This window comes from Streptomyces sp. NPDC006393 (assembly GCF_040628575.1).
Taxonomy (GTDB): domain Bacteria; phylum Actinomycetota; class Actinomycetes; order Streptomycetales; family Streptomycetaceae; genus Streptomyces.
This window is the reverse complement of sequence record NZ_JBEXZD010000055.1, coordinates 22,723-43,991: the sequence shown is the minus strand read 5'-3', so window position 1 is coordinate 43,991 and position 21,269 is coordinate 22,723. Positions and strand designations below refer to the sequence as shown.

General features: G+C 74.1%; 18 protein-coding genes. 8 read left to right on the top strand and 10 right to left on the bottom strand.

The window, feature by feature from the left end:
• Positions 1-61: 61 nt before the first annotated feature.
• The 3 genes from ABZ484_RS22470 to ABZ484_RS22460 are packed head-to-tail and all read left to right on the top strand — an operon-like array spanning position 62 to position 2,615.
• Positions 62-1,498: a S8/S53 family peptidase gene (locus ABZ484_RS22470; protein ID WP_358867688.1), complete on the top strand. Its 1,437-nt coding sequence runs from the start codon at positions 62-64 to the stop codon at positions 1,496-1,498.
• The gene (locus ABZ484_RS22465; RefSeq protein WP_358867687.1) at positions 1,495-2,133 is read left to right on the top strand and encodes a sigma-70 family RNA polymerase sigma factor; all 639 of its coding nucleotides are present in this window, start codon (positions 1,495-1,497) and stop codon (positions 2,131-2,133) included. The genes ABZ484_RS22470 and ABZ484_RS22465 overlap by 4 nt, the downstream gene beginning before the upstream one ends.
• 20 nt (positions 2,134-2,153) lie before the next feature.
• The gene (locus tag ABZ484_RS22460; RefSeq protein WP_358867691.1) at positions 2,154-2,615 is read left to right on the top strand and encodes a hypothetical protein; all 462 of its coding nucleotides are present in this window, start codon (positions 2,154-2,156) and stop codon (positions 2,613-2,615) included.
• A gap of 21 nt (positions 2,616-2,636) precedes the next feature.
• Here ABZ484_RS22460 and ABZ484_RS22455 read toward each other — a convergent pair whose 3' ends face one another.
• Positions 2,637-3,938, bottom strand: coding sequence for a cytochrome P450 (locus tag ABZ484_RS22455; RefSeq protein ID WP_358867686.1), 1,302 nt, complete (start codon positions 3,936-3,938; stop codon positions 2,637-2,639).
• A gap of 69 nt (positions 3,939-4,007) precedes the next feature.
• A complete protein-coding gene (locus ABZ484_RS22450) occupies positions 4,008-4,805 on the bottom strand; it encodes an N-formylglutamate amidohydrolase (protein ID WP_358867685.1) in 798 nt (265 codons plus the stop codon).
• Between the two features lie 85 nt (positions 4,806-4,890).
• Between ABZ484_RS22450 and ABZ484_RS22445 the strand changes: the two genes are divergently transcribed.
• Positions 4,891-5,232: a DUF5713 family protein gene (locus ABZ484_RS22445; protein WP_358867684.1), complete on the top strand. Its 342-nt coding sequence runs from the start codon at positions 4,891-4,893 to the stop codon at positions 5,230-5,232.
• Between the two features lie 132 nt (positions 5,233-5,364).
• On the opposite strand, the gene ABZ484_RS22440 is transcribed toward ABZ484_RS22445, so the two are convergent.
• The 5 genes from ABZ484_RS22440 to ABZ484_RS22420 form a co-directional block, all read right to left on the bottom strand.
• The gene (locus tag ABZ484_RS22440; protein ID WP_358867683.1) at positions 5,365-7,584 is read right to left on the bottom strand and encodes an NADP-dependent isocitrate dehydrogenase; all 2,220 of its coding nucleotides are present in this window, start codon (positions 7,582-7,584) and stop codon (positions 5,365-5,367) included.
• Positions 7,585-7,708: 124 nt separating this feature from the next.
• The gene (locus ABZ484_RS22435; RefSeq protein WP_358867682.1) at positions 7,709-8,206 is read right to left on the bottom strand and encodes a DUF4186 family protein; all 498 of its coding nucleotides are present in this window, start codon (positions 8,204-8,206) and stop codon (positions 7,709-7,711) included.
• Positions 8,207-8,276: 70 nt separating this feature from the next.
• Complete coding sequence (locus tag ABZ484_RS22430) at positions 8,277-9,368, bottom strand: mechanosensitive ion channel family protein (RefSeq protein ID WP_358867681.1); 1,092 nt, start codon at positions 9,366-9,368, stop codon at positions 8,277-8,279.
• A gap of 197 nt (positions 9,369-9,565) precedes the next feature.
• The gene (locus ABZ484_RS22425; RefSeq protein ID WP_358867680.1) at positions 9,566-11,095 is read right to left on the bottom strand and encodes an amino acid permease; all 1,530 of its coding nucleotides are present in this window, start codon (positions 11,093-11,095) and stop codon (positions 9,566-9,568) included.
• 36 nt (positions 11,096-11,131) lie between these two features.
• On the bottom strand, positions 11,132-12,139 hold the full coding sequence (locus ABZ484_RS22420) for a hypothetical protein (protein ID WP_358867679.1): 1,008 nt from the start codon (positions 12,137-12,139) through the stop codon (positions 11,132-11,134).
• Positions 12,140-12,497: 358 nt separating this feature from the next.
• Between ABZ484_RS22420 and ABZ484_RS22415 the strand changes: the two genes are divergently transcribed.
• The 3 genes from ABZ484_RS22415 to ABZ484_RS22405 all read left to right on the top strand — a co-directional run bounded on the left by ABZ484_RS22415 (position 12,498) and on the right by ABZ484_RS22405 (position 16,751).
• Positions 12,498-13,928: an FGGY family carbohydrate kinase gene (locus ABZ484_RS22415; RefSeq protein ID WP_358867678.1), complete on the top strand. Its 1,431-nt coding sequence runs from the start codon at positions 12,498-12,500 to the stop codon at positions 13,926-13,928.
• Positions 13,925-15,370: an FAD-dependent oxidoreductase gene (locus ABZ484_RS22410; protein ID WP_358867677.1), complete on the top strand. Its 1,446-nt coding sequence runs from the start codon at positions 13,925-13,927 to the stop codon at positions 15,368-15,370. Before ABZ484_RS22415 ends, ABZ484_RS22410 begins: the two co-directional genes overlap by 4 nt.
• A 142-nt stretch (positions 15,371-15,512) precedes the next feature.
• On the top strand, positions 15,513-16,751 hold the full coding sequence (locus tag ABZ484_RS22405) for an FAD-dependent oxidoreductase (RefSeq protein ID WP_358867676.1): 1,239 nt from the start codon (positions 15,513-15,515) through the stop codon (positions 16,749-16,751).
• A gap of 19 nt (positions 16,752-16,770) precedes the next feature.
• Here ABZ484_RS22405 and ABZ484_RS22400 read toward each other — a convergent pair whose 3' ends face one another.
• Positions 16,771-17,535: a crotonase/enoyl-CoA hydratase family protein gene (locus tag ABZ484_RS22400; RefSeq protein WP_358867675.1), complete on the bottom strand. Its 765-nt coding sequence runs from the start codon at positions 17,533-17,535 to the stop codon at positions 16,771-16,773.
• Positions 17,536-17,702: 167 nt separating this feature from the next.
• Between ABZ484_RS22400 and ABZ484_RS22395 the strand changes: the two genes are divergently transcribed.
• Positions 17,703-18,869, top strand: a complete 1,167-nt coding sequence (locus ABZ484_RS22395) for a low temperature requirement protein A (RefSeq protein WP_358867674.1) — start codon at positions 17,703-17,705, stop codon at positions 18,867-18,869.
• Positions 18,870-19,205: 336 nt separating this feature from the next.
• On the opposite strand, the gene ABZ484_RS22390 is transcribed toward ABZ484_RS22395, so the two are convergent.
• Positions 19,206-20,471, bottom strand: a complete 1,266-nt coding sequence (locus ABZ484_RS22390) for an MFS transporter (protein WP_358867673.1) — start codon at positions 20,469-20,471, stop codon at positions 19,206-19,208.
• A 378-nt stretch (positions 20,472-20,849) separates the two neighbouring features.
• Positions 20,850-21,257, bottom strand: coding sequence for an ester cyclase (locus ABZ484_RS22385; protein WP_358867672.1), 408 nt, complete (start codon positions 21,255-21,257; stop codon positions 20,850-20,852).
• Positions 21,258-21,269: the final 12 nt, after the last annotated feature.

The window sequence follows — 21,269 nt, the reverse complement described above, 5'->3', positions numbered from 1 at the left end:
CAATCGAGGGTCCGGAGGCTCTGACTGACGACCATCGTCCCAAGGGGAGGACACCCACGCCATGGCACCACAGCGATTCCACGAGCAGTTCGACCAGATCCAGCGCTCGATGCCCGACGTCCCCCTGGCGATGGGCCCGGACGACTCGGCCGAGTTCCTCTACGAGAAGGGGGTCGTCCTCGCCCGCGACGGCGAGGAGGCCCGGCTGGTCGAGGACACCGTCCGCACGCACTTCACCGCGGCGCCCGGCCTCAGCGCCGACCAGGTGCGCCGGGCGAGCCCCGAGACCAACCGCACGGGCGTCACCCGGATCCAGGTCGGCGACCCCTCGGCCGGCGACCCCGGCGGCGACGTCGCCGTCGCGCACGCCCTGCGCGCGCTGCGCGAACCCGAGGGCCGGACCGGCCGCCGCCTGGTCAGCCGCAACCACGTGGTGTCCATCGCGGTCAACGCCTGCCCGGGCGACGAGCCCGTGCCCGCCCCGTTCGGCCAGGGCACCAACCCCCAGCCCGCCGAGGGCGCCCACGACCCGGACACCGCCGTCGGCGTCCTGGTCATCGACACCGGCCTCACCCACGACTACCGGGCGGACCCGCTGCTCGCCCACGTCACGGGCGACGGCCAGGTCCGGGAGACGGACGGCGACGGAGTCCTCCAGCAGTACGTCGGCCATGGCACGTTCATCGCCGGACTGGTCGCGGCCGTCGCGCCCAACACCGACATCACCGTCCGCAACACCCTCAACGACGCCGGCGCCATCCTGGAGTCCGACTTCGGGCACAAGCTGTTCGAGGCGGTGGACCAGCACGGCTGGCCGGACATCATCAGCCTCTCCGCCGGCAGCTCCAACGGACGCGTCGACGGCCTGCTCGGCGTCGACGCCTTCATGCGGGAACTGCGCGCCCGCGGCACCCTGCTCGTCGCCGCCGCCGGCAACAACTCCAGCGCCACCCCGTTCTGGCCCGCCGCCTACGCCGGCCTGTCCGACGACTGGGCCGACTGCGTCCTGTCCGTCGGCGCCCTGCGCGGCGACGGAGAGTTCGGCGCCTGCTTCAGCAACCACGGCGCCTGGGTGCGGGCGTACGCCCCCGGCGAGCGGCTCACCAGCGCGCTCACCGGCTTCGCGACCCCCGTGCCGTACGTCTACCAGCACTCCACGTACGACGCCTGCCGGTTCGGCTTCCAGTACGCCTGCACCTGCCAGTACCCGCGCCACACCGGCCTGCTGAGCGAGACGCGGGAGGGCACCGGGGGCAAGGCGGACCAGGTGATGTTCGAGGGGTACGCGCACTGGAGCGGCACCTCCTTCGCCACGCCGGTGGCCGCGGGCCTGGTCGCCGCCCACATGAGCGCGCACAAGGAGCGCGACCCGCGCGCCGCCTGCCGGCAGCTGCTGTCCGCCAACACCGAGTACGCGGAAGTGCGCGGGGCGCACGTCCCCGCGCTGCGCCCGCCCACCTGGCGCCCGGTGCCCGTCCGGCCCGCTCTGCCGGCATGAGTACCGGAACCCTCCCCTCCACGGCGTACGATGACATGCCGTACACGAGGGGTGAGTCGGTGGATCGTGCAGATGTCGGCGCGCTCGTCCAGTCCGCCGTCGACGGGGACGCGTCGGCCTGGAAGGCGCTGGTGGAGGGGCTCAGCCCACTGGTGTGGTCGGTGGTGCGCGCGCACCGGCTCTCCGACGCCGACGGGCACGAGGTGTACCAGACCGTCTGGTTCCGCTTCGCCCAGCACCTGGGGCGGATCAGGGAACCGGACAAGGCGGGCTCCTGGCTGGCGAGCACCGCGCGCCACGAGTGCCTGAAGACGCTGCGGAGCCTGAGCCGCCTGACGGTGACCGACGATCCGCAGCTGCTGGACCGGGTCAGCGAGGACGGCTCGCCGGAGCAGTCGCTGCTCGACTCCGAGGAGGCCGCCGCGCAGAGCGAGCGGATCCGCCGGCTGTGGCAGGAGTTCGAGCGGCTCGGCGACCGCTGCCGCCAGTTGCTGCGGGTGCTGATGGCCTCCCCGCCGCCCAGCTACCAGGAGGTGTCCGCCTCACTGGGCGTCGCCGTGGGCAGCATCGGACCACTGCGCCAGCGCTGTCTGCGGCGCCTGCGCGCACGACTCGACGCACGGGGGACCTCGTGAACGACGACGACCACACCTTCATGAGGGACCGCGGCGACGGCGCCGGCGGGTTCGAGGAGGCGGTGCTGGAGGAGGAGCTGCGGCAGGCCGCCGCCGTCCTGGACCCGGTGCCGGAGGCCTTGCGCCAACTGGCCGTCGACGCCTACGCGCTGCACGACCTGGACGCCCGCATCGCCGAGCTGACCTTCGACTCGCTGCTCCACGCGCTGCCGGTCAGGGGCGCCACGGACGTGCCGCGGATGCTGACCTTCCAGGCCGGGGAGCTGACCGTGGACGTGGAGGTCTCCGGGGACGGCCTGATGGGACAGGTGATGCCGCCGCAGCCCGCCCGGATCGAGGTACTGAGCGGCCCCGGGGCGGGAGCCCGGCTCACGGCCGACGACCTGGGCCGCTTCACCGCCGACGCCCCGCCCACCGGCCCGTTCGCGCTGCGGCTGCGCACGGGCGGGCACGTGGTGGTCACGGAGTGGCTGCGAGCGTGACCACCCGCGCCCCTGGGGACCTCACCAGGTGACCGGCAGGGTCTGCGGACCGCGGATCATCGTCCGGCGGCGCCAGGCGACCTGGCCCGGCGGAACCGCGAGCCGCAGACCCGGCAGCCGGTCCAGCAGCGTGTCCACCAGCAGCTCGGTCTGGAGCCGGGCGAGGACCGCGCCCGTGCAGTAGTGCGGTCCGTTGCCGAACGCCAGATGGGGGTTGGGGTCGCGGTCGGGGTCGATCACGTCCGGGTCCGGGAAGACGTCCGGGTCCCGGTTGGCGGCCAGGTAGGAGACGTAGACGGGCTCGCCGGCGGCGATGCGCACCCCGTGGACGTCGACGTCCTCCAGCGCGATGCGGGCCAGGCCCACGCTGCTGCGGTGCGGGATGTAGCGCAGCAGCTCGTCCAGGACCGGGCCGCGCGCCCCGGGCCGCTGCCGCATCCGCGCCATCAGCTCCGGCCGGGTCAGCATCAGGTACAGCATCTGGCCGCAGTTGTGGGTGACGGCCTCCCCGCCGATCTGAAGCGGCCCGGCCAGGCCCACCGCCTCCTCCTCGGAGATCTCGCCCCGGCCGACCGCCGCACCGAGCAGCGACAGCACGTCCTGGGCGGTGCTGTCCCGGCGCGCGCGGATCGTGGCGGCGATCCACCCGTACATGCCCTCCTTGGCCCGGTCGGCGGCCTCGGCGCCGCCGGACGTGGAGATGATCTGCCGGGTCCAGGTGTGCACCCGCTCCCGCTCGGCGACCGGCACCCCCATCACCTCGGCGACCACCGCGATCGGGAACGGCTCCAGCACCCGCTCGACCAGGTCCGCCGGCGGCCCGTCCCGCAGCATCGCGTCCACCAGCTCGTCCAGCAGCTGCTGCGCCCGGGGCCGCAGCCGCTTCATCGCGCCGACCGTGAAGGCCCCGGCCACCGGCTTGCGCAGCCGGTTGTGGTCGGGCTGGTCGGCCCAGGCCAGCGAGCCGGGGCGCGGCTTGAAGTGCGGGGCCAGCCGGGTGACCTGGCGCCGGGTGACCTCCGTGCGGCTGAACCGCGGATCGTTCGTGACCAGCCTGACGTCGTCGTAGCGGGTGGCCAGCCACGCCCAGCCCTCGCCGTGGGGCAGCCGGACACGGGTGACCGGGCCCTCGCGCATCAGCTCGGCGAGCACGGGATCGAACTGTGTGCCCTCCAGGTCGAGCGCGGGCCACTCCCGTACCGGAGGAGGCGCCGGCCGCTCGGCGGGGGGCGGAGCCGGCCGCTCCACGGGCGACGGCGTCACCCCCGACGGCGAGGACGGCGTCAGCCCGGCGGGCGGGGGCGTGGTGATCTCCTGCGTCATACGTCAACCCTCGCCGCGCCCCGGGCGGTTGTCGCGCCGGAGTGCTCCAGCCGGAGGTCGGGCCGGAGGTCAGCCGTCCACGCCGTCGACGAGGGCGGCCAGTGCCTCGGCGAGGCGGCCGAGACCGGGGCCGGCGGGGCCGCCCGGCTCGGTCATGTACGTGTCCCGGCGGATCTCGACCATCAGGGCACCGACCCGTGCGTCACGGCCGTAGAACTCGAGCGGCACGTAGGTGCCGGCGAACGGGCTGTTCAGGCCCGTCTCACCGAGGTCCCCGAAGACCTCGCGGGCCCGTTTGACCAGCTCCGCGGGCGTGTGGAAGGCGTCGGTGCCCAGGCACACCGGCGGCCGGGGGCCCTCGCCGTGCAGCTCGTAGGGCAGCGCGGTGGCCGGGTAGGAGTGGATGTCGACGATCAGGGCCCGGCCGGTGGCCGCGAGCCGGTCGGCGACGGCCTCGCTCATGGCCCGGGCGTAGGGGCGGAACCAGCGGGCGAGCAGCGGCTCCGGGTCGGTGTCCGCGGGCCGCAGCACCTCGCGGTGCGTGGTGTGCGTGTACACCGCGCCCATGCCGACCGCCGTCATCTCCTCCCGCTCGTCCGGGAACCTCTCCGGGTCGACGACCAGCCGGGAGAGCCGGTTGACGAACCGCCAGGGCGTGAGGCCGGCCAGCCGGGCCGCCTCTTCGGCGATCTCGGCGGTGTGCGCGTCGGTGATGTGGTCCAGCTCCCGCGCGAGCGCGAGGTCGTCGAGGACGATGCCGTCGCGCACCTCGCCCGGTATCTCCCGCGCGGAGTGCGGCACATGCAGGATCACGGGCGATCCGGCGGCGCCGGGCAGCAGCGCGAAGGCGGGCTCGGCGGGGGTCATACGGCGGCTCCAGGGACGTTGTCGGTGGCACGGTGCATGATCAAGGTGCCACATCGGACCGACATCGAAAGGGCCGGGGATCTCCATGAGGCTGGACAACGCGCGGGCCGCCGGGCACCCGTTTCTACGGGAGCTGTACCAGGACGGCTACTACCCCGACCAGGTGGTCGACCGGGGCAGGGACATCCTGCTGCGGCTGTGCGCCCGGATCGAGGCCGAGCGGCCGGCGGACCTGCCCGCGCTGTACGCCCTGACCCACGCGGCGACCGAGGAGTTCAACGACCTCGAAGCCGCCTTCGAGGAGGCCGGCAGCGAGATCGAGACCGTGGCCCGCGAGGCGATGGCCGAGGACTTCGCCTTCGTGGCCGGGGCCTACGGCTTTCCCGACGCGGACGTGGAGGAACTGATCGCGCCCCGGGAGTGGTGAACGACGGGGAACGGCTCCGCCCCGGCCGGGCGGTGCGCGGCCGGGGCGGAGTCATGGGCGCCCGCGGGACTCGGCGGACCCGTGGGACTCAGTGGTCCTGTGGGCGCCGGTGGTCCCGAGGGGACCGAGGCGTCAGCTCAGGGACGCCAGGGCCTCGTTCCAGGTGGCCGACGGGCGCATGACGGCGGCGGCCTTGGCCGGGTCGGGCTGGTAGTAGCCGCCGATGTCGGCCGGCTTGCCCTGGACGGCGATCAGCTCCTCGACGATCTTCTGCTCGTTGGCGGCGAGCGTCTCGGCGAGCGGGGCGAAGGCCTTGGCCAGGTCGGCGTCCTCGGTCTGCCGGGCCAGCTCCTGCGCCCAGTACAGGGACAGGTAGAAGTGGCTGCCGCGGTTGTCGATGCCGCCGACGCGACGGGTCGGGGACTTGTCCTCGTTGAGGAAGGTCGCCGTGGCACGGTCGAGGGCGTCGGCGAGCACCTTGGCGCGGCCGTTGCCCGTGGCCTCGGCGTACTGCTCCAGCGACGGCACCAGGGCGAAGAACTCGCCGAGGGAGTCCCAGCGCAGGTAGTTCTCCTTGACCAGCTGCTGGACGTGCTTCGGCGCGGAGCCGCCGGCGCCCGTCTCGAACAGGCCGCCGCCCGCCATCAGCGGGACGACCGACAGCATCTTGGCGCTGGTGCCCAGCTCCAGGATCGGGAACAGGTCGGTCAGGTAGTCGCGCAGCACGTTGCCGGTGACCGAGATGGTGTTCTCGCCGCGGCGGATGCGCTCCACGGACAGCTTGGTCGCCTCGACGGGCGACAGGATCTGGATGTCCAGGCCCTCGGTGTCGTGCTCCGGCAGGTACTCCTTGACCTTGGCGATCAGGTTGGCGTCGTGGGCGCGGGTCTCGTCCAGCCAGAAGACGGCCGGGTCGCCGGTGGCGCGGGCGCGGGTGACGGCCAGCTTCACCCAGTCCTTGATCGGGGCGTCCTTGGTCTGGCAGGCGCGGAAGATGTCACCGGCGGAGACCGTCTGCTCCAGGACGGCGTCGCCGGCCTGGTCGACCAGGCGGACGGTGCCCGTGACCGGGATCTCGAACGTCTTGTCGTGGCTGCCGTACTCCTCGGCCTTCTGCGCCATCAGGCCGACGTTCGGCACGGAGCCCATCGTCGAGGGGTCGTAGGCGCCGTGGGCGCGGCAGTCCTCGATGACGGCCTGGTAGACGCCCGCGTAGCTGGAGTCGGGCAGGACCGCGAGGGTGTCGGCCTCCTGTCCGTCCGGGCCCCACATGTGGCCGGAGGTGCGGATCATGGCCGGCATGGAGGCGTCGACGATCACGTCGGAGGGGACGTGCAGGTTGGTGATGCCCTTGTCGGAGTCGACCATCGCGAGTGCCGGGCCCTCGGCGAGCTCGGCGTCGAAGGAGGCCTTGATCTCGTCGCCGTTCGGCAGGCTCTCGAGGCCCTTGAAGATGCCGCCCAGACCGTCGTTCGGGGTCAGGCCCGCAGAGGCGAAGGTCTCGGCGTACTTCGCGAACGTCTTCGGGAAGAAGGCGCGCACCACGTGACCGAAGATGATCGGGTCGGAGACCTTCATCATCGTGGCCTTCAGGTGCACGGAGAACAGCACGCCCTCCCGCTGGGCGCGGGCGACCTGCGCGGTGAGGAACTCGCGCAGCGCGGCGACGCGCATCACGGAGGCGTCGACGACCTCTCCGGCCTTGACCGGGACCGACTCGCGCAGCACCGTGGTGGAGCCGTCGTCGCCGATCAGCTCGATGCGCAGGGCGCCGTCCTCGGCGATGACGGCGGACTTCTCGGTGGAGCGGAAGTCGTCGGCCCCCATGGTCGCCACATTGGTCCTGGACTCGGCGGTCCAGGCGCCCATGCGGTGCGGGTGGGTCTTGGCGTAGTTCTTCACCGAGGCGGGGGCGCGGCGGTCGGAGTTGCCCTCGCGCAGGACCGGGTTCACCGCGGAGCCCTTGACCTTGTCGTAGCGGGCGCGGATCTCGCGCTCCTCGTCGGTCTTGGGGTCGTCCGGGTAGTCGGGCAGCGCGTAGCCCCGGGCCTGCAGCTCGGCGACGGCGGCCCTCAGCTGCGGGATGGAGGCCGAGATGTTCGGCAGCTTGATGATGTTGGCCTCGGGCGTCTTGGCCAGCTCGCCCAGCTCGGACAGCGCGTCGGGGATCCGCTGGTCCTCGGTCAGGTACTCCGGGAACACCGCGATGATGCGCCCGGCCAGCGAGATGTCACGGGTCTCCACAGCCACACCGGCCTGCCCGGCGTAGGCCTGGACCACCGGCAGGAAGGAATACGTCGCCAGGGCCGGGGCCTCGTCAGTGTGTGTGTAGATGATGGTCGAGTCAGTCACCGGGTGCTCCGCTCCACGTCTGCAACATTGCTCGACATCAAGATATCTCGTGATCGCCCCCGGCTCGACAGGGGCCCGGACCGGGCCCCGCCGGCGGGGCGGCCCGGTCTCCGGCCGCGCCGGCTCAGCCGCCGGCCACCTCGCGCTCGATCCAGCGGCAGATCACGTCCACCACGTAGGCGAGCTCGGCACGGCTCAGCTGCCGTCCCTGGGGGATCCCGTGCCATTTGCGCAGGCAGCCGCGGCAGCAGGTCGCGGTCGCGTGCTGGGCGACGAAGACGGGGTGGCCCCGGTACGGCGTCTGCTTGCCGTCCTTGTACGGCGCGGCCGGCGCCAGCCGGCGGGCGACCAGGTCCCGCGCGTGCCACCGCAGCGTGGCGGGACCCCGCAGCTCCGCGGTGACCCGGTCCCGCCCGCGCAGATGGAACTTCGCGCGGAACGGATGCCGCGCGATCGCGTCCAGCCGCTGGTCGAGCGACCGGGCGGCCGGGTCGGCCGGGTCGGCAGGTGTGGGGAAGGGACCGGCCGGGGAGGGGACGGGACCGTCCGGGGAGGGGACGGGATCGGCCGGTGTGGGGTGCGGATCGGCCGGTGGTGTGGGGGAAGGGTCGGAGGTCGTCATGCCGTCTTCGAGCATAGGTCCGCCCCGGGCGCTCCGGCCCGGGGCGGCCCCCCGGGAGCCGACCGGGGCCCTAGCCGAAGGCCGCGGTGCCCGTGCCCGCCTCGTCGCCGCTTCGCTGCTGCGGGATCACCGCCGGGCCCTGCTGGAAGGCCACCGTGCGGGTGGGGGCCGGGATGGTGATGCCCTCCTGGCGGTAGCGCCTGTGCAGCCGCTTGATGAACTCGTGCTTGATCCGGTACTGGTCGCTGAACTCGCCCACGCCCAGGATGACCGTGAAGCCGATCCGGGAGTCGCCGAAGGTGTGGAAGCGGACGGCGGGCTCGTGCTCGGGGACGGCGCCGGTGATCTCGGTCATCACCTCGGCGACCACCTCCGAGGTCACCTTCTCCACGTGCTCCAGGTCGCTGTCGTAGCCGACCCCCACCTGCACCAGGACCGTCAGCTGCTGCTCGGGCCGGGTGTAGTTGGTCATGTTCGTCTTCGCGAGCTGCCCGTTGGGGATGACGACCAGGTTGTTGGAGAGCTGGCGGACCGTGGTCTGCCGCCAGTTGATGTCCTCCACATAGCCCTCCTCGCCGGTGCTCAGCCGGATGTAGTCCCCGGGCTGGACGGTCTTGGAGGCGAGGATGTGCACCCCGGCGAACAGGTTGGCGAGGGTGTCCTGAAGGGCGAGCGCGACCGCGAGGCCGCCCACGCCCAGTGCGGTGAGCAGCGGCGCGATGGAGATGCCCAGCGTCTGGAGCACCACCAGGAAGCCGATCGCCAGCACCAGGATCCGGGTGATGTTGACGAAGATCGTCGCCGATCCGGCCACGCCGGAGCGTGACTGCGTCACCGTCCGCACCAGTCCCGCGATCACCCGGGCCGCCGAGAGGGTGACCACGAAGATCAGCAGCACGGTGAGGATCTGGTTCACATGGTGCTGCACCGTGCGGGTCAGCGGCAGCACCGCCGCCGCGGACGCCGCACCGCCCGCGATCGCCGACCACGGCACCACCGTGCGCAGCGCGTCCACGATGACGTCGTCACCGCTCCAGCGGGTCCGCTTGGCGTGCTTGGCCAGCCAGCGCAGCAGCGTGCGCGACAGGAACGCGGCCGCCAGGCCCGCGGCCACGGCGATGCCGGCGAGGATGAGGTCGTCCAGGGTCACGGCGCGGTTCATCATCGGTCACCTCCGAGGAGACGTACTGCGGCGCACGAGGCCGCCGGCGGCCGGATGTGAAGTTGCGTCACGTTCTCACCTGCTCGATCACGGAATGTGCGAACGCGCCGGCCCGGCGGCCCCGGCGGAGGGACGGCCTCCGGCGCGCTCGCCCATCCTGCCGTATCTCGCACGGCAGTTCGTACGCCGGCGGCCCCTCAGATGATGCCCTCCGCCAGCTCCGCCTGGTCGCGCTCGGTGCCGTACGCGGCGGCGGTGGGCGTCCCGTACGAGCGGCGGGCGACGTACCACCACACACTGGCCAGGACCAGGACGACGGCGAGCGCCACGGAGGCGTAGTTCATCGTGTCGACCGTCACCGGCGACGACTGGGGCAGGCAGAACAGCACGGTGACCAGCGCCACCCACACCACCGCCACCCAGCCGACCGGCCTGCTCCACCGGCCCAGGTGCCACGGCCCCGGCCGGAACCGGTCACCGGCGCGCAGCCGCAGCAGCACGGGAATGGCGTACGCGGGGGTGATGCCGATGACGTTGATCGCGGTGACCGCGCCGTACGCCGTCGCCGAGTACAGCGAGGGCAGCGCCAGCAGGCAGGCGACCGCCACCGACAGCCACACCGCCGCGACCGGCGTCTGGGTGCGGCTGCTGACCCGGCGCCAGAGCGTCGAGCCGGGCAGGGCCCGGTCCCGGCTGAACGCGAACACCATGCGGCTGGCGGCTGCCACCTCGGCGTTGCCGCAGAACAACTGCGCGATGATGACGACGAGCAGCAGGGCGCTCGCGCCGTCCGTGCCGAGGCCGTCCAGCAGGATCTGCGCGGGCGGCACCCCGGTCGCGCTGTCGCGGGTGGCGTCGTAGTCCTGGATGGCGAAGGTCAGCCCGGCCAGCAGCACGAAACCGGCCAGCCACGACACCCAGATGGAGCGCACGATGCCACGCGCCGCCGACACCGACGCGTTCGAGGTCTCCTCCGACAGGTGGGCGGAGGCGTCGTAGCCGGAGAACGTGTACTGGGCGAGCAGCAGCCCGATCGCGGCCACGTACAGGGGGTTGGACCAGCCGGTGTCGTTGACGAACGTGGTGAACACGAAGGAGGGCGAGCGGTGGTGGTCGGGGACCACGGCCAGCGCGCCGACGATCAGCCCCACCCCGGCCAGGTGCCACCACACGGAGACCGAGTTGAGCACGCTGACCAGGCGGACGCCGAACAGGTTCAGCACGGCGTGCAGCAGCAGGATCGCGACGAAGATCAGCATGGTTCTGCCCGGCGTCGGATGGAAGCCCCACTGGAGGTTGGCGAAGGCCCCGGTGAACAGGGCGGCACCGTAGTCGATGCCGGCGATCGCGCCGAGCAGGCCGAGCAGGTTCAGCCAGCCGGTGTACCAGCCCCAGCGGCGGCCGCCGAGCCGGTCCGCCATGTAGTACAGCGCGCCCGACGTCGGATAGGCGCTGGTGACCTCGGCCAGCGCCAGGCCCACGCACAGCACGAACAGGCCGACGCCCGCCCAGCCCCACAGCATCACCGCCGGGCCGCCGGTGCCCAGACCGAAGCCGTACAGGGTCATGCAGCCGGACAGGATCGAGATGACCGAGAAGCTGATCGCGAAGTTGCCGAAGCCGCCCATGCGCCGGGCCAGCACCGGACGGTAGCCGAGTTCGCGCAGCCGCCGTTCCTCGTCGTGCTGTTCCGGGCCGGACGAGGCCGGCTCCAAGGTGGGGGACATGCAAAGACCTCCGAGGGGTCGACGAAGGGGGGGACTCTAGAAACGGCGGCCGGGGTCGTCGTCCGCCGCCGCACGGCAGCGGGCGCGGGCCTGGAGGAACACCTCCAGGGCCCGGGCCGGATCGCCGGGATCGGTGGTGCGGTGGGCCCAGGGCAGGGGCGTCCAGTAGGGGCCGAGCGCGTCGAACACCCGGGCCGCGTCCCGGAACCGCAGCGCACCCCACAGGGCGTGCGCCAGGTGGTTGAGGTCCAGCGGCGACCGCTCGGCGGTGCCGGTGCGGGCGAACCAGGCGTCCAGCGCCTCCCGCGCCTCACGGGTGGCGTCCTCCGCCACCCAGTGCAGATCCAGCGCGGCGTCCTGCCCGCCGCCGCGCCGGTACCGCTCCACCCGTACGTACAGCGGCATCATGTGCAGCGCCGAGCCGGGCGGCGCGGACGCGGCGGCCCACTGGGCGTAACCGGCCGCCTCGGCGAGCCGGCCGGACGATCCGCGCGCGTAGAGGAACTGCAGCATGCGGTGATGGGCTTCGCGGTTGTACGGGTCCCGCTTGCCGGCCTCGGTGAGCAGCCCCCACGGACCCACCGGCAGCGTCGGCTCCGGCGCCGCCACCCGGTGCTCCTCCCAGCTCAGCCCCGCGTCCAGCTGGGCCAGCGCCAGCAGGCACACCCACGGCACCGGGTCCGGTTCGGCGATCCGGGTGGCGGTGTGGCTCGCGTCCCAGGCCTCGATCCACAGTTCGTGCGTACGGCGGTGGCCCTCGCGCCGTGCCCGCAGCGCCCGTTCCACGGCGACCCGGGCGTGCATCACCGCGGCCGGCACGCTCTCGGGCTCCTCCGCCCGCCAGGCGCGCACGACGTCGGTGCCGGCGGCCGCCGCCGCGAGCACCTGGGTGCGCGCGGTCCACTGCCACCAGGCCGTGGTCCGCTCCAGCAGGTCCCGCATCGCCATCCAGCGTCCGGTGCGCAGATCCTGGAGGGCGGCGCGCAGTTCCGCGTCATGGCCCGCGGGGTCGAAGGCGGGCCGCGCCCCATCGCCGCGCGCCATCAGCCGTCCGCTCCGCGCTCAGGGCCCTGCGCGCGGCTCGTGCCGGACCGATCCGGACATAAGACCCTGGGCCGGCTCTGGACGGCAGGGTGGAGTAACAACAGCCCTCCTCAGGGCGGGTATCGAGGAGCGGTGCGGGTCGGCGGTCACTATAGAGGCCGCCGTTCCGGATCACCGGGGGCTTTGCCGGTCCTCCAGAACTCCGTTATGCGACTGATGAGTTGACCACCGAGTAAGAACCGGCCAGGGCGGCTGGGGCGATGCCGCGGGCGGCCCGGAGACGCTGCTTGACTGGTGCCGCGGGCGGCGGCAGGCTGGCGTCGCGGTGATCGTCGGCGGCACGGGCGGAAGGGGCACGATGACAAGTGCGGTGCTGGCCGTGGACCAGGGCACGTCCGGCACCAAGGCCCTGGTCGTCTGCCCCGAACGGGGAGTCCTCGGCACCGGGTTCGCCCCCGTGCGACCCCGCCACCTGCCCGGCGGCCTCGTGGAGGTCGACCCCGCCGAGCTGTACGGCTCGGTCCTGGACGCCGGGCACCGCGCGCTGGCCGAGGCCGGCGAACCGGTCGCGGCGATGGGGCTCGCCAACCAGGGCGAGACCGTGCTCGCCTGGGACCCGGCCACAGGCCGGCCGCTCACCGACGCGCTGGTCTGGCAGGACCGGCGGGCGCAGCGCCTCTGCGACGAACTCACCGAGCAGGCCGAGGAGTTGCGGCAGCTGACCGGGCTGCCCCTCGACCCCTACTTCGCCGCGCCCAAGATGGCCTGGATCCGCCGTCACCTCACCCGCGACGGCGTGGTCACCACCTCCGACGCCTGGCTGGTGCACCGGCTCACCGGCGCCTTCGTCACCGACGCCGCCACCGCCGGACGCACCCAACTGCTCGACCTCGACCGGGCCACCTGGTCGCCGCGCGCCCTGGAGGTCTACGGACTGTCGGGCGAGAGGCTCCCCGAGGTGGTCGACAACGCCGCGCACATCGGCACGACCACCGCCTTCGGCTCCGGCATCCCGCTCACCGGCCTGATCGTCGACCAGCAGGCCGCCCTGCTCGCCCAGCGCGTCACCGGGCCCGGCGGCGCCAAGTGCACCTACGGCACCGGCGCGTTCCTGCTCGCGCACACCGGGGACACGCCCCGGCGCGGCGCCTCCGGCCTGGTCAGCTGTGTCGCCTGGCGGCTGGCCGGGCGCACCGCCCACTGCCTGGACGGCCAGGTGTACACCGCGGCCTCCGCCGTGCGCTGGCTCACCGACCTCGGCGTCATCACCGGGGCCGCCGACCTCGATCCGGTGGGCGGCGCCGTACCCGACACCGGCGGCGTCACCTTCGTTCCCGCGCTCGCCGGACTGGCCGCCCCCTGGTGGCGCGGCGATCTGCGCGGCTCCCTCACCGGACTCGGCCTCGACACCGCCCCCGGACACCTGGTCCGCGCCCTGTGCGAGGGCATCGCCGCCCAGGTCGTCGAGCTCGCCGACGCCGCCGCGGCCGACCTCGGCGGCCCCCTCGACTCCCTGCGCGTGGACGGCGGTCTGACCCGCTCCGCCCTGCTCATGCAGACCCAGGCCGACCTGCTGCAACGGCCCGTCGAGGTGTCCGCGCTGCCCGAGGCCACCGCGCTGGGCGCCGCCGCCCTCGCCCGGCTCGGCGTCGACGACCGCCTGACCGTGGAGGACGCCCTGCCCGAGTGGAAGCCGGCCGCCGTCCACGAACCGCGCGTCTCCTCCGCCGAGGCCGCCGAACGCCTGGGGGCCTTCCGCACCGCCGTCACCGCCCTGCTCGCCTCATGACGGTCACCGCACAAGGGCCGCTGCCCGAGCGGCCGTACGACGTCGCGATCGTCGGCGCCGGCGTCGTCGGCTGCGCGATCGCCCGCGCACTGGCCCGGCATCCGGGGCTGCGGGTGGCGCTCGTGGACGCCCAGGACGACGTCGGCCAGGGCACCTCCAAGGCCAACACCGCGATCCTGCACACCGGGTTCGACGCGGTGCCCGGCTCCCTGGAGGCGCGGCTGGTGCGGGAGGGCGCGCGGATGCTCGCCGCGTACGCCGCCGAGTCCGGCATCCCGGTGGAACCGGTCGGCGCGCTCCTCGTCGCCTGGGACGCGGACCAGCTCGCCCGGCTGCCCCGCCTCGCCGAGAAGGCCGAGCGCAACGACTACCGGGACACCCGCCTCCTCGGCCCCGGCGAGCTGTACGCGCGCGAACCGCACCTCGGCCCCGGCGCCCTCGGCGCCCTGCACGTCCCCGGCGAGAGCGTCGTCTGTCCCTGGACGACCACCCTGGCCTACGCCACCCAGGCGGTCCGCCACGGCGTCGACCTGCACCTCGGGTGCGGCGTCGAACGGGCGGGCCGGCGGGACGGAGAGCACCTGCTCGCCACCACCCGGGGCACCCTGCGCGCCCGTTTCCTCGTCAACGCGGCCGGACTGCACGCCGACGCCCTCGACCGGCAGCTCGGCCACCAGGACTTCACCGTCACCCCGCGCCGCGGGCAGCTCATCGTCTTCGACAAGCTCGCCCGCCCCCTGGTCCGCCACATCCTGCTGCCCGTCCCGACCGCCCTCGGCAAGGGCGTCCTCGTCGCGCCCACCGTCTACAGCAACGTCCTGCTCGGCCCCACCGCCGAGGACCTGGACGACAAGCGGGCCACCGGCTCCACCGCCGAGGGCCTGTCCGCCCTGCGCGAGCAGGGCCGGCGCATCCTGCCCGAGCTGCTCGACGAGGAGGTCACCGCCGTCTACGCCGGGCTGCGCGCCGCCACCGGACACGAGGACTACCGGATCGCCGCTCACCCCGAGAACGCGTACATCACCGTCGGCGGCATCCGCTCCACCGGTCTGACCGCCTCCCTCGCCATCGCCGCCCACGTCATGGAGCTGCTGGCGGACGCCGGACTCGGCCCCGGCCCGGCACGGGACCTGGAACCGGTGCGGATGCCGAACCTCGGCGAGGCCTTCCCGCGCCCCTACCAGCGGGCCGACCTCATCGCCGCCGACCCGGAGTACGGCACGCTCGTCTGCCACTGCGAACGCGTCTCCCGCGGCGAGATCCGCGACGCGCTCGCCAGTACGATCCCGCCGCGCGGCCTCGACGGACTGCGCCGCCGCACCCGCGCCCGCGCCGGCCGCTGCCAGGGCTTCCACTGCGGCGCGGCGGTACGCGCACTGTTCGAGGAGGCGACGGGGACGAACGGGGTGGGCAACGGGGCCGGCGGGGAGGCGACGAGGTGAGCGGCGCGCCCGGCGAAGGCGTTGGGATGGGCGGCGGGTCCGAGGGGGCGGTGGGATGCGCGGCGGGTCCGAGGGGGCGGTGGGATGCGCGGCGGGTCCGAGGAGGCGGCGGGATGAGCGGCGGGTTCGAGGAGGCGGTGGGATGAGCGGTGTGCGCCGTGTGGACGTGCTGGTCGTCGGGGCCGGTCCCGGCGGGCTGGCGGCCGCCGCGCGCCTGGCCGCCGCCGGCGCGGGCCGCGTCGAGGTGCTGGAGCGGGAGCCGTGGGCCGGCGGCGTGCCCCGGCACTGCGCGCACGGCGGCTTCGGGACCTGGACGCACCCGCTGACCGGCTCCTCCTGCGCCCGCCTCCTCACCGAGGGCGCCACGCGCGCCGGGGCCGTCGTACGGACCGGGGTGACGGCGCTCGACTGGGCGGGCCCGCTGGCCCTGACCACGGTCTCCCCGAGGGGCCCGGAGACGATCGAGGCCGCGGCGGTCGTCCTGGCCACCGGCGCCCGCGAACGCCCCCGCGCCGCACGCCTGGTGCCCGGCACCCGGCCCGCCGGGGTGTACACGACGGGCGAACTCCAGCAGGCGGTACACCTCTACGGGCAGCACGTCGGCAGCCGTGCCGTGGTGGTCGGCGCCGAGGACGTCTCCTACGCCGCCACCGCCACGGTACGAGCCTCGGGCGCCCGCGTGGTCGCCATGGTCACCGACCTGCCCCGCGCCCAGGCCGCACCCGGGCGCGCCCTGGACGCCATGCTGCGCCACGGCGTACCCCTGCTCACCGGGACCACCGTCACCGAACTGCTCGGCCACGGACGGCTGTCCGGCGTCCGTGTGCGCCACCGGGACGGCCGCTCGGCCGTGCTGCCCTGTGACACCGTCGTGTTCACGGGAGACTTCGTGCCCGACCACGAGCTCGCGCGACGCGGCGGTCTCGCCCGCGACCCCGGCACGCGCGGACCCGCGGTGGACGGCGCCCTGCGCACCTCCCGCGCGGGCGTGTTCGCCGTGGGCAGCGTGCTGCACCCGGCCGGGAGCGCCGCGGCGGCGGCACGGGAGGGTGCGCTGGCGGCCGGCGCGGTGCGCCAGTGGCTGGCCGGAGGCGACTGGCCGGCCTCCGTACCGCTGGTGGTGGCCGAACCCCTGCGCTGGATCGCGCCGCACCGCGTCACCCCGGCCGACCGGCACGGCCGCTACGTCCTGCGTACCGCCGAGCCCCTGACCCGCCCGGTGCTGCGCATCACCCAGGACGGCCGCACGCTGGACCGCGTACGCGTGCGGGCGGTGCTGCCGGCGGCCCTCGTCCCGTACCGCACCACCCTGACCCTGACGGCCCGCTGGACCCGGCGCGTCGACCCGAGGGGCGGCCCGGTCCGCATCACCGTCGGCTGAGAACGGGAGACGCGTCGTCTCACCCCTCCCGGAACGCCCCGTGCCGTCCGGCTCCCGCCGCGAACCGCGCCGCGCCCTCCAGACTCTCCGGCAGCACGCCCATGCCGTGCAGGAGTTCGCCGCGCAGGGCCGCCTCCTCGTCCAGCCCCTCCTGGTCCAGGGCCGAGGCCCGGTCGGAGCGCAGGCACGCCTGGGGGAACCGGGCGATCGAGGCGGCCAGTTCCTCCGCCTCGGCGCGGGCCCGGCCGCCGGGGACGATCCGGTTCGCGAGCCCCATGTCGTACGCCTCCCGGGCCGGGACCGGCCGTCCGGTGAGGATCATGTCCATGGCGCGGCCGGTGCCGATCAGGCGGGGCAGCCGGACCGTGCCGCCGTCGATCAGCGGCACACCCCACCGGCGGCAGAACACCCCGAACACGGCGTCCTCCTCCGCCACCCGCAGATCGCACCACAGCGCCAGCTCCAGCCCGCCGGCCACGGCGTGCCCGGCGACCGCCGCGATCACCGGCTTGGACAGCCGCATCCGGGTGGGGCCCATGGGGCCGTCGCCGTCCTCGGCGACCCGGTTGCCCCGTCCGGTGCCGATCGCCTTCAGGTCCGCGCCCGCGCAGAACGTGCCGCCCTCGCCCCACAGCACGGCCACCCTGGCCTCCTGGTCGGCCTCGAACTCCCGGAAGGCGGTGGCGAGTTCGGCGGCCGTCGGACCGTCCACCGCGTTGCGGGCCTCGGGCCTGGAGAGGACGACCGTGGTGACGTACCCCTGACGTTCGACGCGCACCGGCATGGTGAAGAGCCCTTTCTCCTCGGCTTCTCCCCGACGTTCGTCGCCGACGGGAGAGGGAAGACTATCCGCCCGGGAAGTTCGCACAGCCGACGGCCGGACTTGCGGCAGTCCGGCCCGACGCCTCCCGTCGCCCGAGCCTTCGCCCGCACCCGTGCGGCCATACAGGAGTGACCGAAGCAGACGCAGCAGCGACCTCCCCGGCCGTGCAGGCGCGTGACCGGGCCACGTGGACCGAACTCTTCTTCGACCTGGTGCTCGCCTTCGCCGTCAGCCAGATCGCGCACCTGCTCGCCGGGCACCCCGACTGGCCGATGCTCGGACGGAGCCTGCTGGTGCTGGTGCCGCTGTGGTGGGCCTGGGTGGACGTGGTGATGGCGATGAACGCCGTCCACGAGACGAACACCCAGCGGGTCTTCCTGCTCCTGTCCGGCCTGGCCGTGTACGGCATGGCGGTGGCCGCGCCGCACGCCCCGGGCGACCGCGAGCAGGCCCTGCTCTACGCGGGCAGCTATCTCGCGCTCCGGCTGCTCATCGGCGAGGCGATCCGCAGGGAGTGCGCCCTGTACACCATCCACCCCTACCGCGCCGGACTGGCGTTCGCGCTGGCCCTGTTCGGCACCGCGACCCTTCCCGAGCCGTGGCGCACCGTCAGCTGGAGTGCGGCCGTGGCCGCCGAGATCGCGGCGCCGCTGGTGCTCCGCGGCCACCTGCGCCACCTGGCGTTCGGGGTGAACCACCTGCCCGAGCGGTTCGGGCTGTTCGTCATCATCGCGCTCGGCGAGAACGTCTTCTCCGTCGGCGCCGGTGTCGCCACCGGCCCCATGGGGCCCGCCAACCTCAGCGCGCTCGTCCTCGCCTTCCTGACGGGTTGTGCCTTGTGGTGGCTGTACTTCCATCTCGCGGCCTCGGCGGTCGCCCACGCGCTGCGGACGCATCCGACCCCGTCGGTCGTCGTGCGGGACGTCCTGAGCTACGGCCACCTGGCGCTGGTGGCCGGGCTGCTGCTGGTGTCCGTGGGCGCCCAGCGGGCGGTGGGGCATCCCCTGAGCACCGTGCCGGGTCTGGCCGCCGGACTCCTGCCCGGCGGCGCGGGCCTGTTCATGCTCACCTTCTGCTACACGCGCCGCCGGATGTTCGGGGCCGCGTCCGTGACCCGCTTCTACGGCTCGCTCGCCCTGTTCGCGCTCGCCGCGGCGGCTCCGCTCCTGCCCGCGCTCGGCGTGCTGGGCGCGACGGCCGCGCTGCTGGTCGTCGTCAACGCCCTGGAACACTGGCTGGTCAGCTCCGGCCGTGGCGTGCTGCTCGTGCTGCGCACGCGCACCGCCGGCGCGTAGGCGGCCGGGCGACGCCCCCACGCGGCTCGCCGAAAGTCCCACGGCCCGGGCCCGGGCCCGGGCCCGGCGACGGGCGACGGAACGCGGCACACGGGGCGCGGCACCTGGGGATCCGGGCACGCACGCCGGCCCGCTCGCCGACCGGGGAGGTGAGGGGGTGCCGTACCCGGTACCGGGACCCCCGTGCCGTTGGTGCCGGGGCGGGGACGTGTCACGAGACCTCCGTCCGGACGGACCTGGTCCGTGTGTTGCCTTCCAGCGCCTCGGGTCCGAACTCGCGCCCGAAGCCGGGGCTCGCGCAGCCGGCGAAGGGGCACGGCCGGGCCCCTCGGAGCGTCAGGAGGCGGACTGCCGGGCCGGCTCGGCGGCGTCCGGGGCGGGCGCCGGCGACGGGCTGTCGACGTCGCGGGGCCGCCGCGCGGACAGCGCCAGGAACACCAGGGCCGGCACCACGCACACCACGCCGCCCAGCGGCAGCGCCGCAGGACCGTGCGACAGCAGCAGGCCGCCGATGCCACCGCCCACCGCCTGGCCCGCGTAGATCGCCGAGGCGTTCATCGACAGCACCACCGGGCCCTGTGGACCGGCGGCGGTCAGCAGCCGCTGCTGCTGCGCCGGATTGAACATCCAGCCCACCAGCGACCAGCCGGCCACGATCAGGCACAGCAGGACGGCCGTGGCCGTGGTGCGTGAGGCGACGCCCGCGAGCAGCGCGAGCAGCGCCCAGGCGACCGCGAGGCCGCCGATGGAGAAGGCGGCGACCCGCAGCGGCGGTATCCGGTCGATCAGCCGGCCGGCGGCCAGGTTGGAGATGACCGCGCCGACACCGAAGATCAGGTACACGGTCGAGACCATCGCGCCGTGGATGCCGGAGGTACGGTCGGCGAACCAGGCGAGGTAGGTGTAGATCACGAACACCCCGCAGATCGACAGGGCGGTCGCGGCGAGTGTGGTGGGAACGGTGCGGATCCCGGCCGCGGTGACGCGGTCGCGCAGGCTCGCCGTCCCGGCCGAGGGAACCCGGCCCAACGCCCGGGCCAGGTCCAGGAACGCCAGTGCGCCGAGCACCGCGACGAAGACGAAGGTGGCACGCCACTGCGAGGCGTTGGCGATCAGGGTGCCGATGGGCACGCCCAGCGCGTTGGCCAGAGTGAGCCCGCCGAGGACGGCGGCCAGCGCACGGCCGCGCTCCTCGGGGACGGCGAGGGTGGCCGCGGCGGCGGTCGCGGCCGGCGTGTAGAGGGCCGCGGCGAGCGCGGCCAGCACCCGGGCCACGATCACGATCGCGTAGTTGGGAGCCGCGGCGGCCAGCAGGTTGGCGAGGACGAAGACGACCAGGGCGGACAGCAGCACCGCGCGCCGCTCCTTGTTCCCGGTCGCGACGGCCAGCACCGGGGCGCTCACCGCGTACACCGCCGAGAACACGGTGACCAGCAGCCCGGCGGTGCCGAGGCCCACCCCGAGATCACGGCCGACGTCGGGCAGCACACCGCTGACCACGAACGAGTCGGTGCCCAGGGCGAACGTGCCCAGGGAGAGCAGGAGGACGGGGCGGCGGGCCGCCCCGCTGGGCAGGACGGCCGTGAGTGAGGGGGCACGCATACGTGTCGACTCCTTGCCTGAGGCATGCGCGGAACAGGCTGGGGACGGGCATGGGCCCCTCGCCCGGGTACGGCCGGTGCCCGGGCGTACTGCGGCGGGCACACGGGCGTACTGCGTCAAGTCGGCCGACCGGCAGGCCTACCCGGCCGATTCGGCCGGCTCCCGTCGACCGCCACCACGCCGGGCCGGGCGGAACACGGCCAGCGGGCGCGGAAGTCCTCCGTGGTCCTCCGGCCGCGGCGGTCGAGGCCGGCGTGCGCCCGGCGCGGTCCGGTGACGACGGTCACGGCTCACTTCCCGGGTACGGGGGGAGCAAGGGGACGCTGCCGTGGAAGTCGGCCATGCGGGCATGAGGCCGGTCGGCCCGGCCGGTTCACGTCAGTCCCAGGCCGGCAGCGGGCAGCCCGTCTGGCCGAGCAGGGTCAGCAGGTCGTCGACCGCCCAGCGTTCGGCGAACCGGCCGTCCGAAACCCGCCAGATCTCGTGTGTGTACCAGTCGAGTTCGGCTCCGGTGGGGGCCAGGCCGAGGAAGGTGCCGGTGTGGCGGCCCCTCAGGCGGACGCGGGTGTAGACCCGGTCGCCGACCGCCGCCACTTCCTGCGGGTGCGCGGTCATCTCCAGGGCGTCGATCACGGCGGCGAGGTTCTTGCGGTAGACCTCCAGGGAGGCCACGTCGACCAGGCCGGGGTGGTGGTCGGTGAAGTCGTCGGTCATGACCTCGCCCAGACGGTTGTAGGCGCGGTCGTTGAAGTGCCGCGCGAAGCGGCGGTACAGCTCGGCGCTCACGTCGATTCCCTC

Coding starts and splice junctions, on each gene's coding strand:
- ABZ484_RS22425 (WP_358867680.1), bottom strand. CDS start 11,095: ATGTCCCCCACCTTGGAGCCGGCCTCGTCCGGCCCGGAACAGCACGAC.
- ABZ484_RS22400 (WP_358867675.1), bottom strand. CDS start 17,535: ATGCCGGTGCGCGTCGAACGTCAGGGGTACGTCACCACGGTCGTCCTC.
- ABZ484_RS22465 (WP_358867687.1), top strand. CDS start 1,495: ATGAGTACCGGAACCCTCCCCTCCACGGCGTACGATGACATGCCGTAC.
- ABZ484_RS22405 (WP_358867676.1), top strand. CDS start 15,513: ATGAGCGGTGTGCGCCGTGTGGACGTGCTGGTCGTCGGGGCCGGTCCC.
- ABZ484_RS22390 (WP_358867673.1), bottom strand. CDS start 20,471: ATGCGTGCCCCCTCACTCACGGCCGTCCTGCCCAGCGGGGCGGCCCGC.
- ABZ484_RS22430 (WP_358867681.1), bottom strand. CDS start 9,368: ATGAACCGCGCCGTGACCCTGGACGACCTCATCCTCGCCGGCATCGCC.
- ABZ484_RS22450 (WP_358867685.1), bottom strand. CDS start 4,805: ATGACCCCCGCCGAGCCCGCCTTCGCGCTGCTGCCCGGCGCCGCCGGA.
- ABZ484_RS22435 (WP_358867682.1), bottom strand. CDS start 8,206: ATGACGACCTCCGACCCTTCCCCCACACCACCGGCCGATCCGCACCCC.
- ABZ484_RS22470 (WP_358867688.1), top strand. CDS start 62: ATGGCACCACAGCGATTCCACGAGCAGTTCGACCAGATCCAGCGCTCG.
- ABZ484_RS22455 (WP_358867686.1), bottom strand. CDS start 3,938: ATGACGCAGGAGATCACCACGCCCCCGCCCGCCGGGCTGACGCCGTCC.
- ABZ484_RS22445 (WP_358867684.1), top strand. CDS start 4,891: ATGAGGCTGGACAACGCGCGGGCCGCCGGGCACCCGTTTCTACGGGAG.
- ABZ484_RS22410 (WP_358867677.1), top strand. CDS start 13,925: ATGACGGTCACCGCACAAGGGCCGCTGCCCGAGCGGCCGTACGACGTC.
- ABZ484_RS22420 (WP_358867679.1), bottom strand. CDS start 12,139: ATGGCGCGCGGCGATGGGGCGCGGCCCGCCTTCGACCCCGCGGGCCAT.
- ABZ484_RS22415 (WP_358867678.1), top strand. CDS start 12,498: ATGACAAGTGCGGTGCTGGCCGTGGACCAGGGCACGTCCGGCACCAAG.
- ABZ484_RS22460 (WP_358867691.1), top strand. CDS start 2,154: ATGAGGGACCGCGGCGACGGCGCCGGCGGGTTCGAGGAGGCGGTGCTG.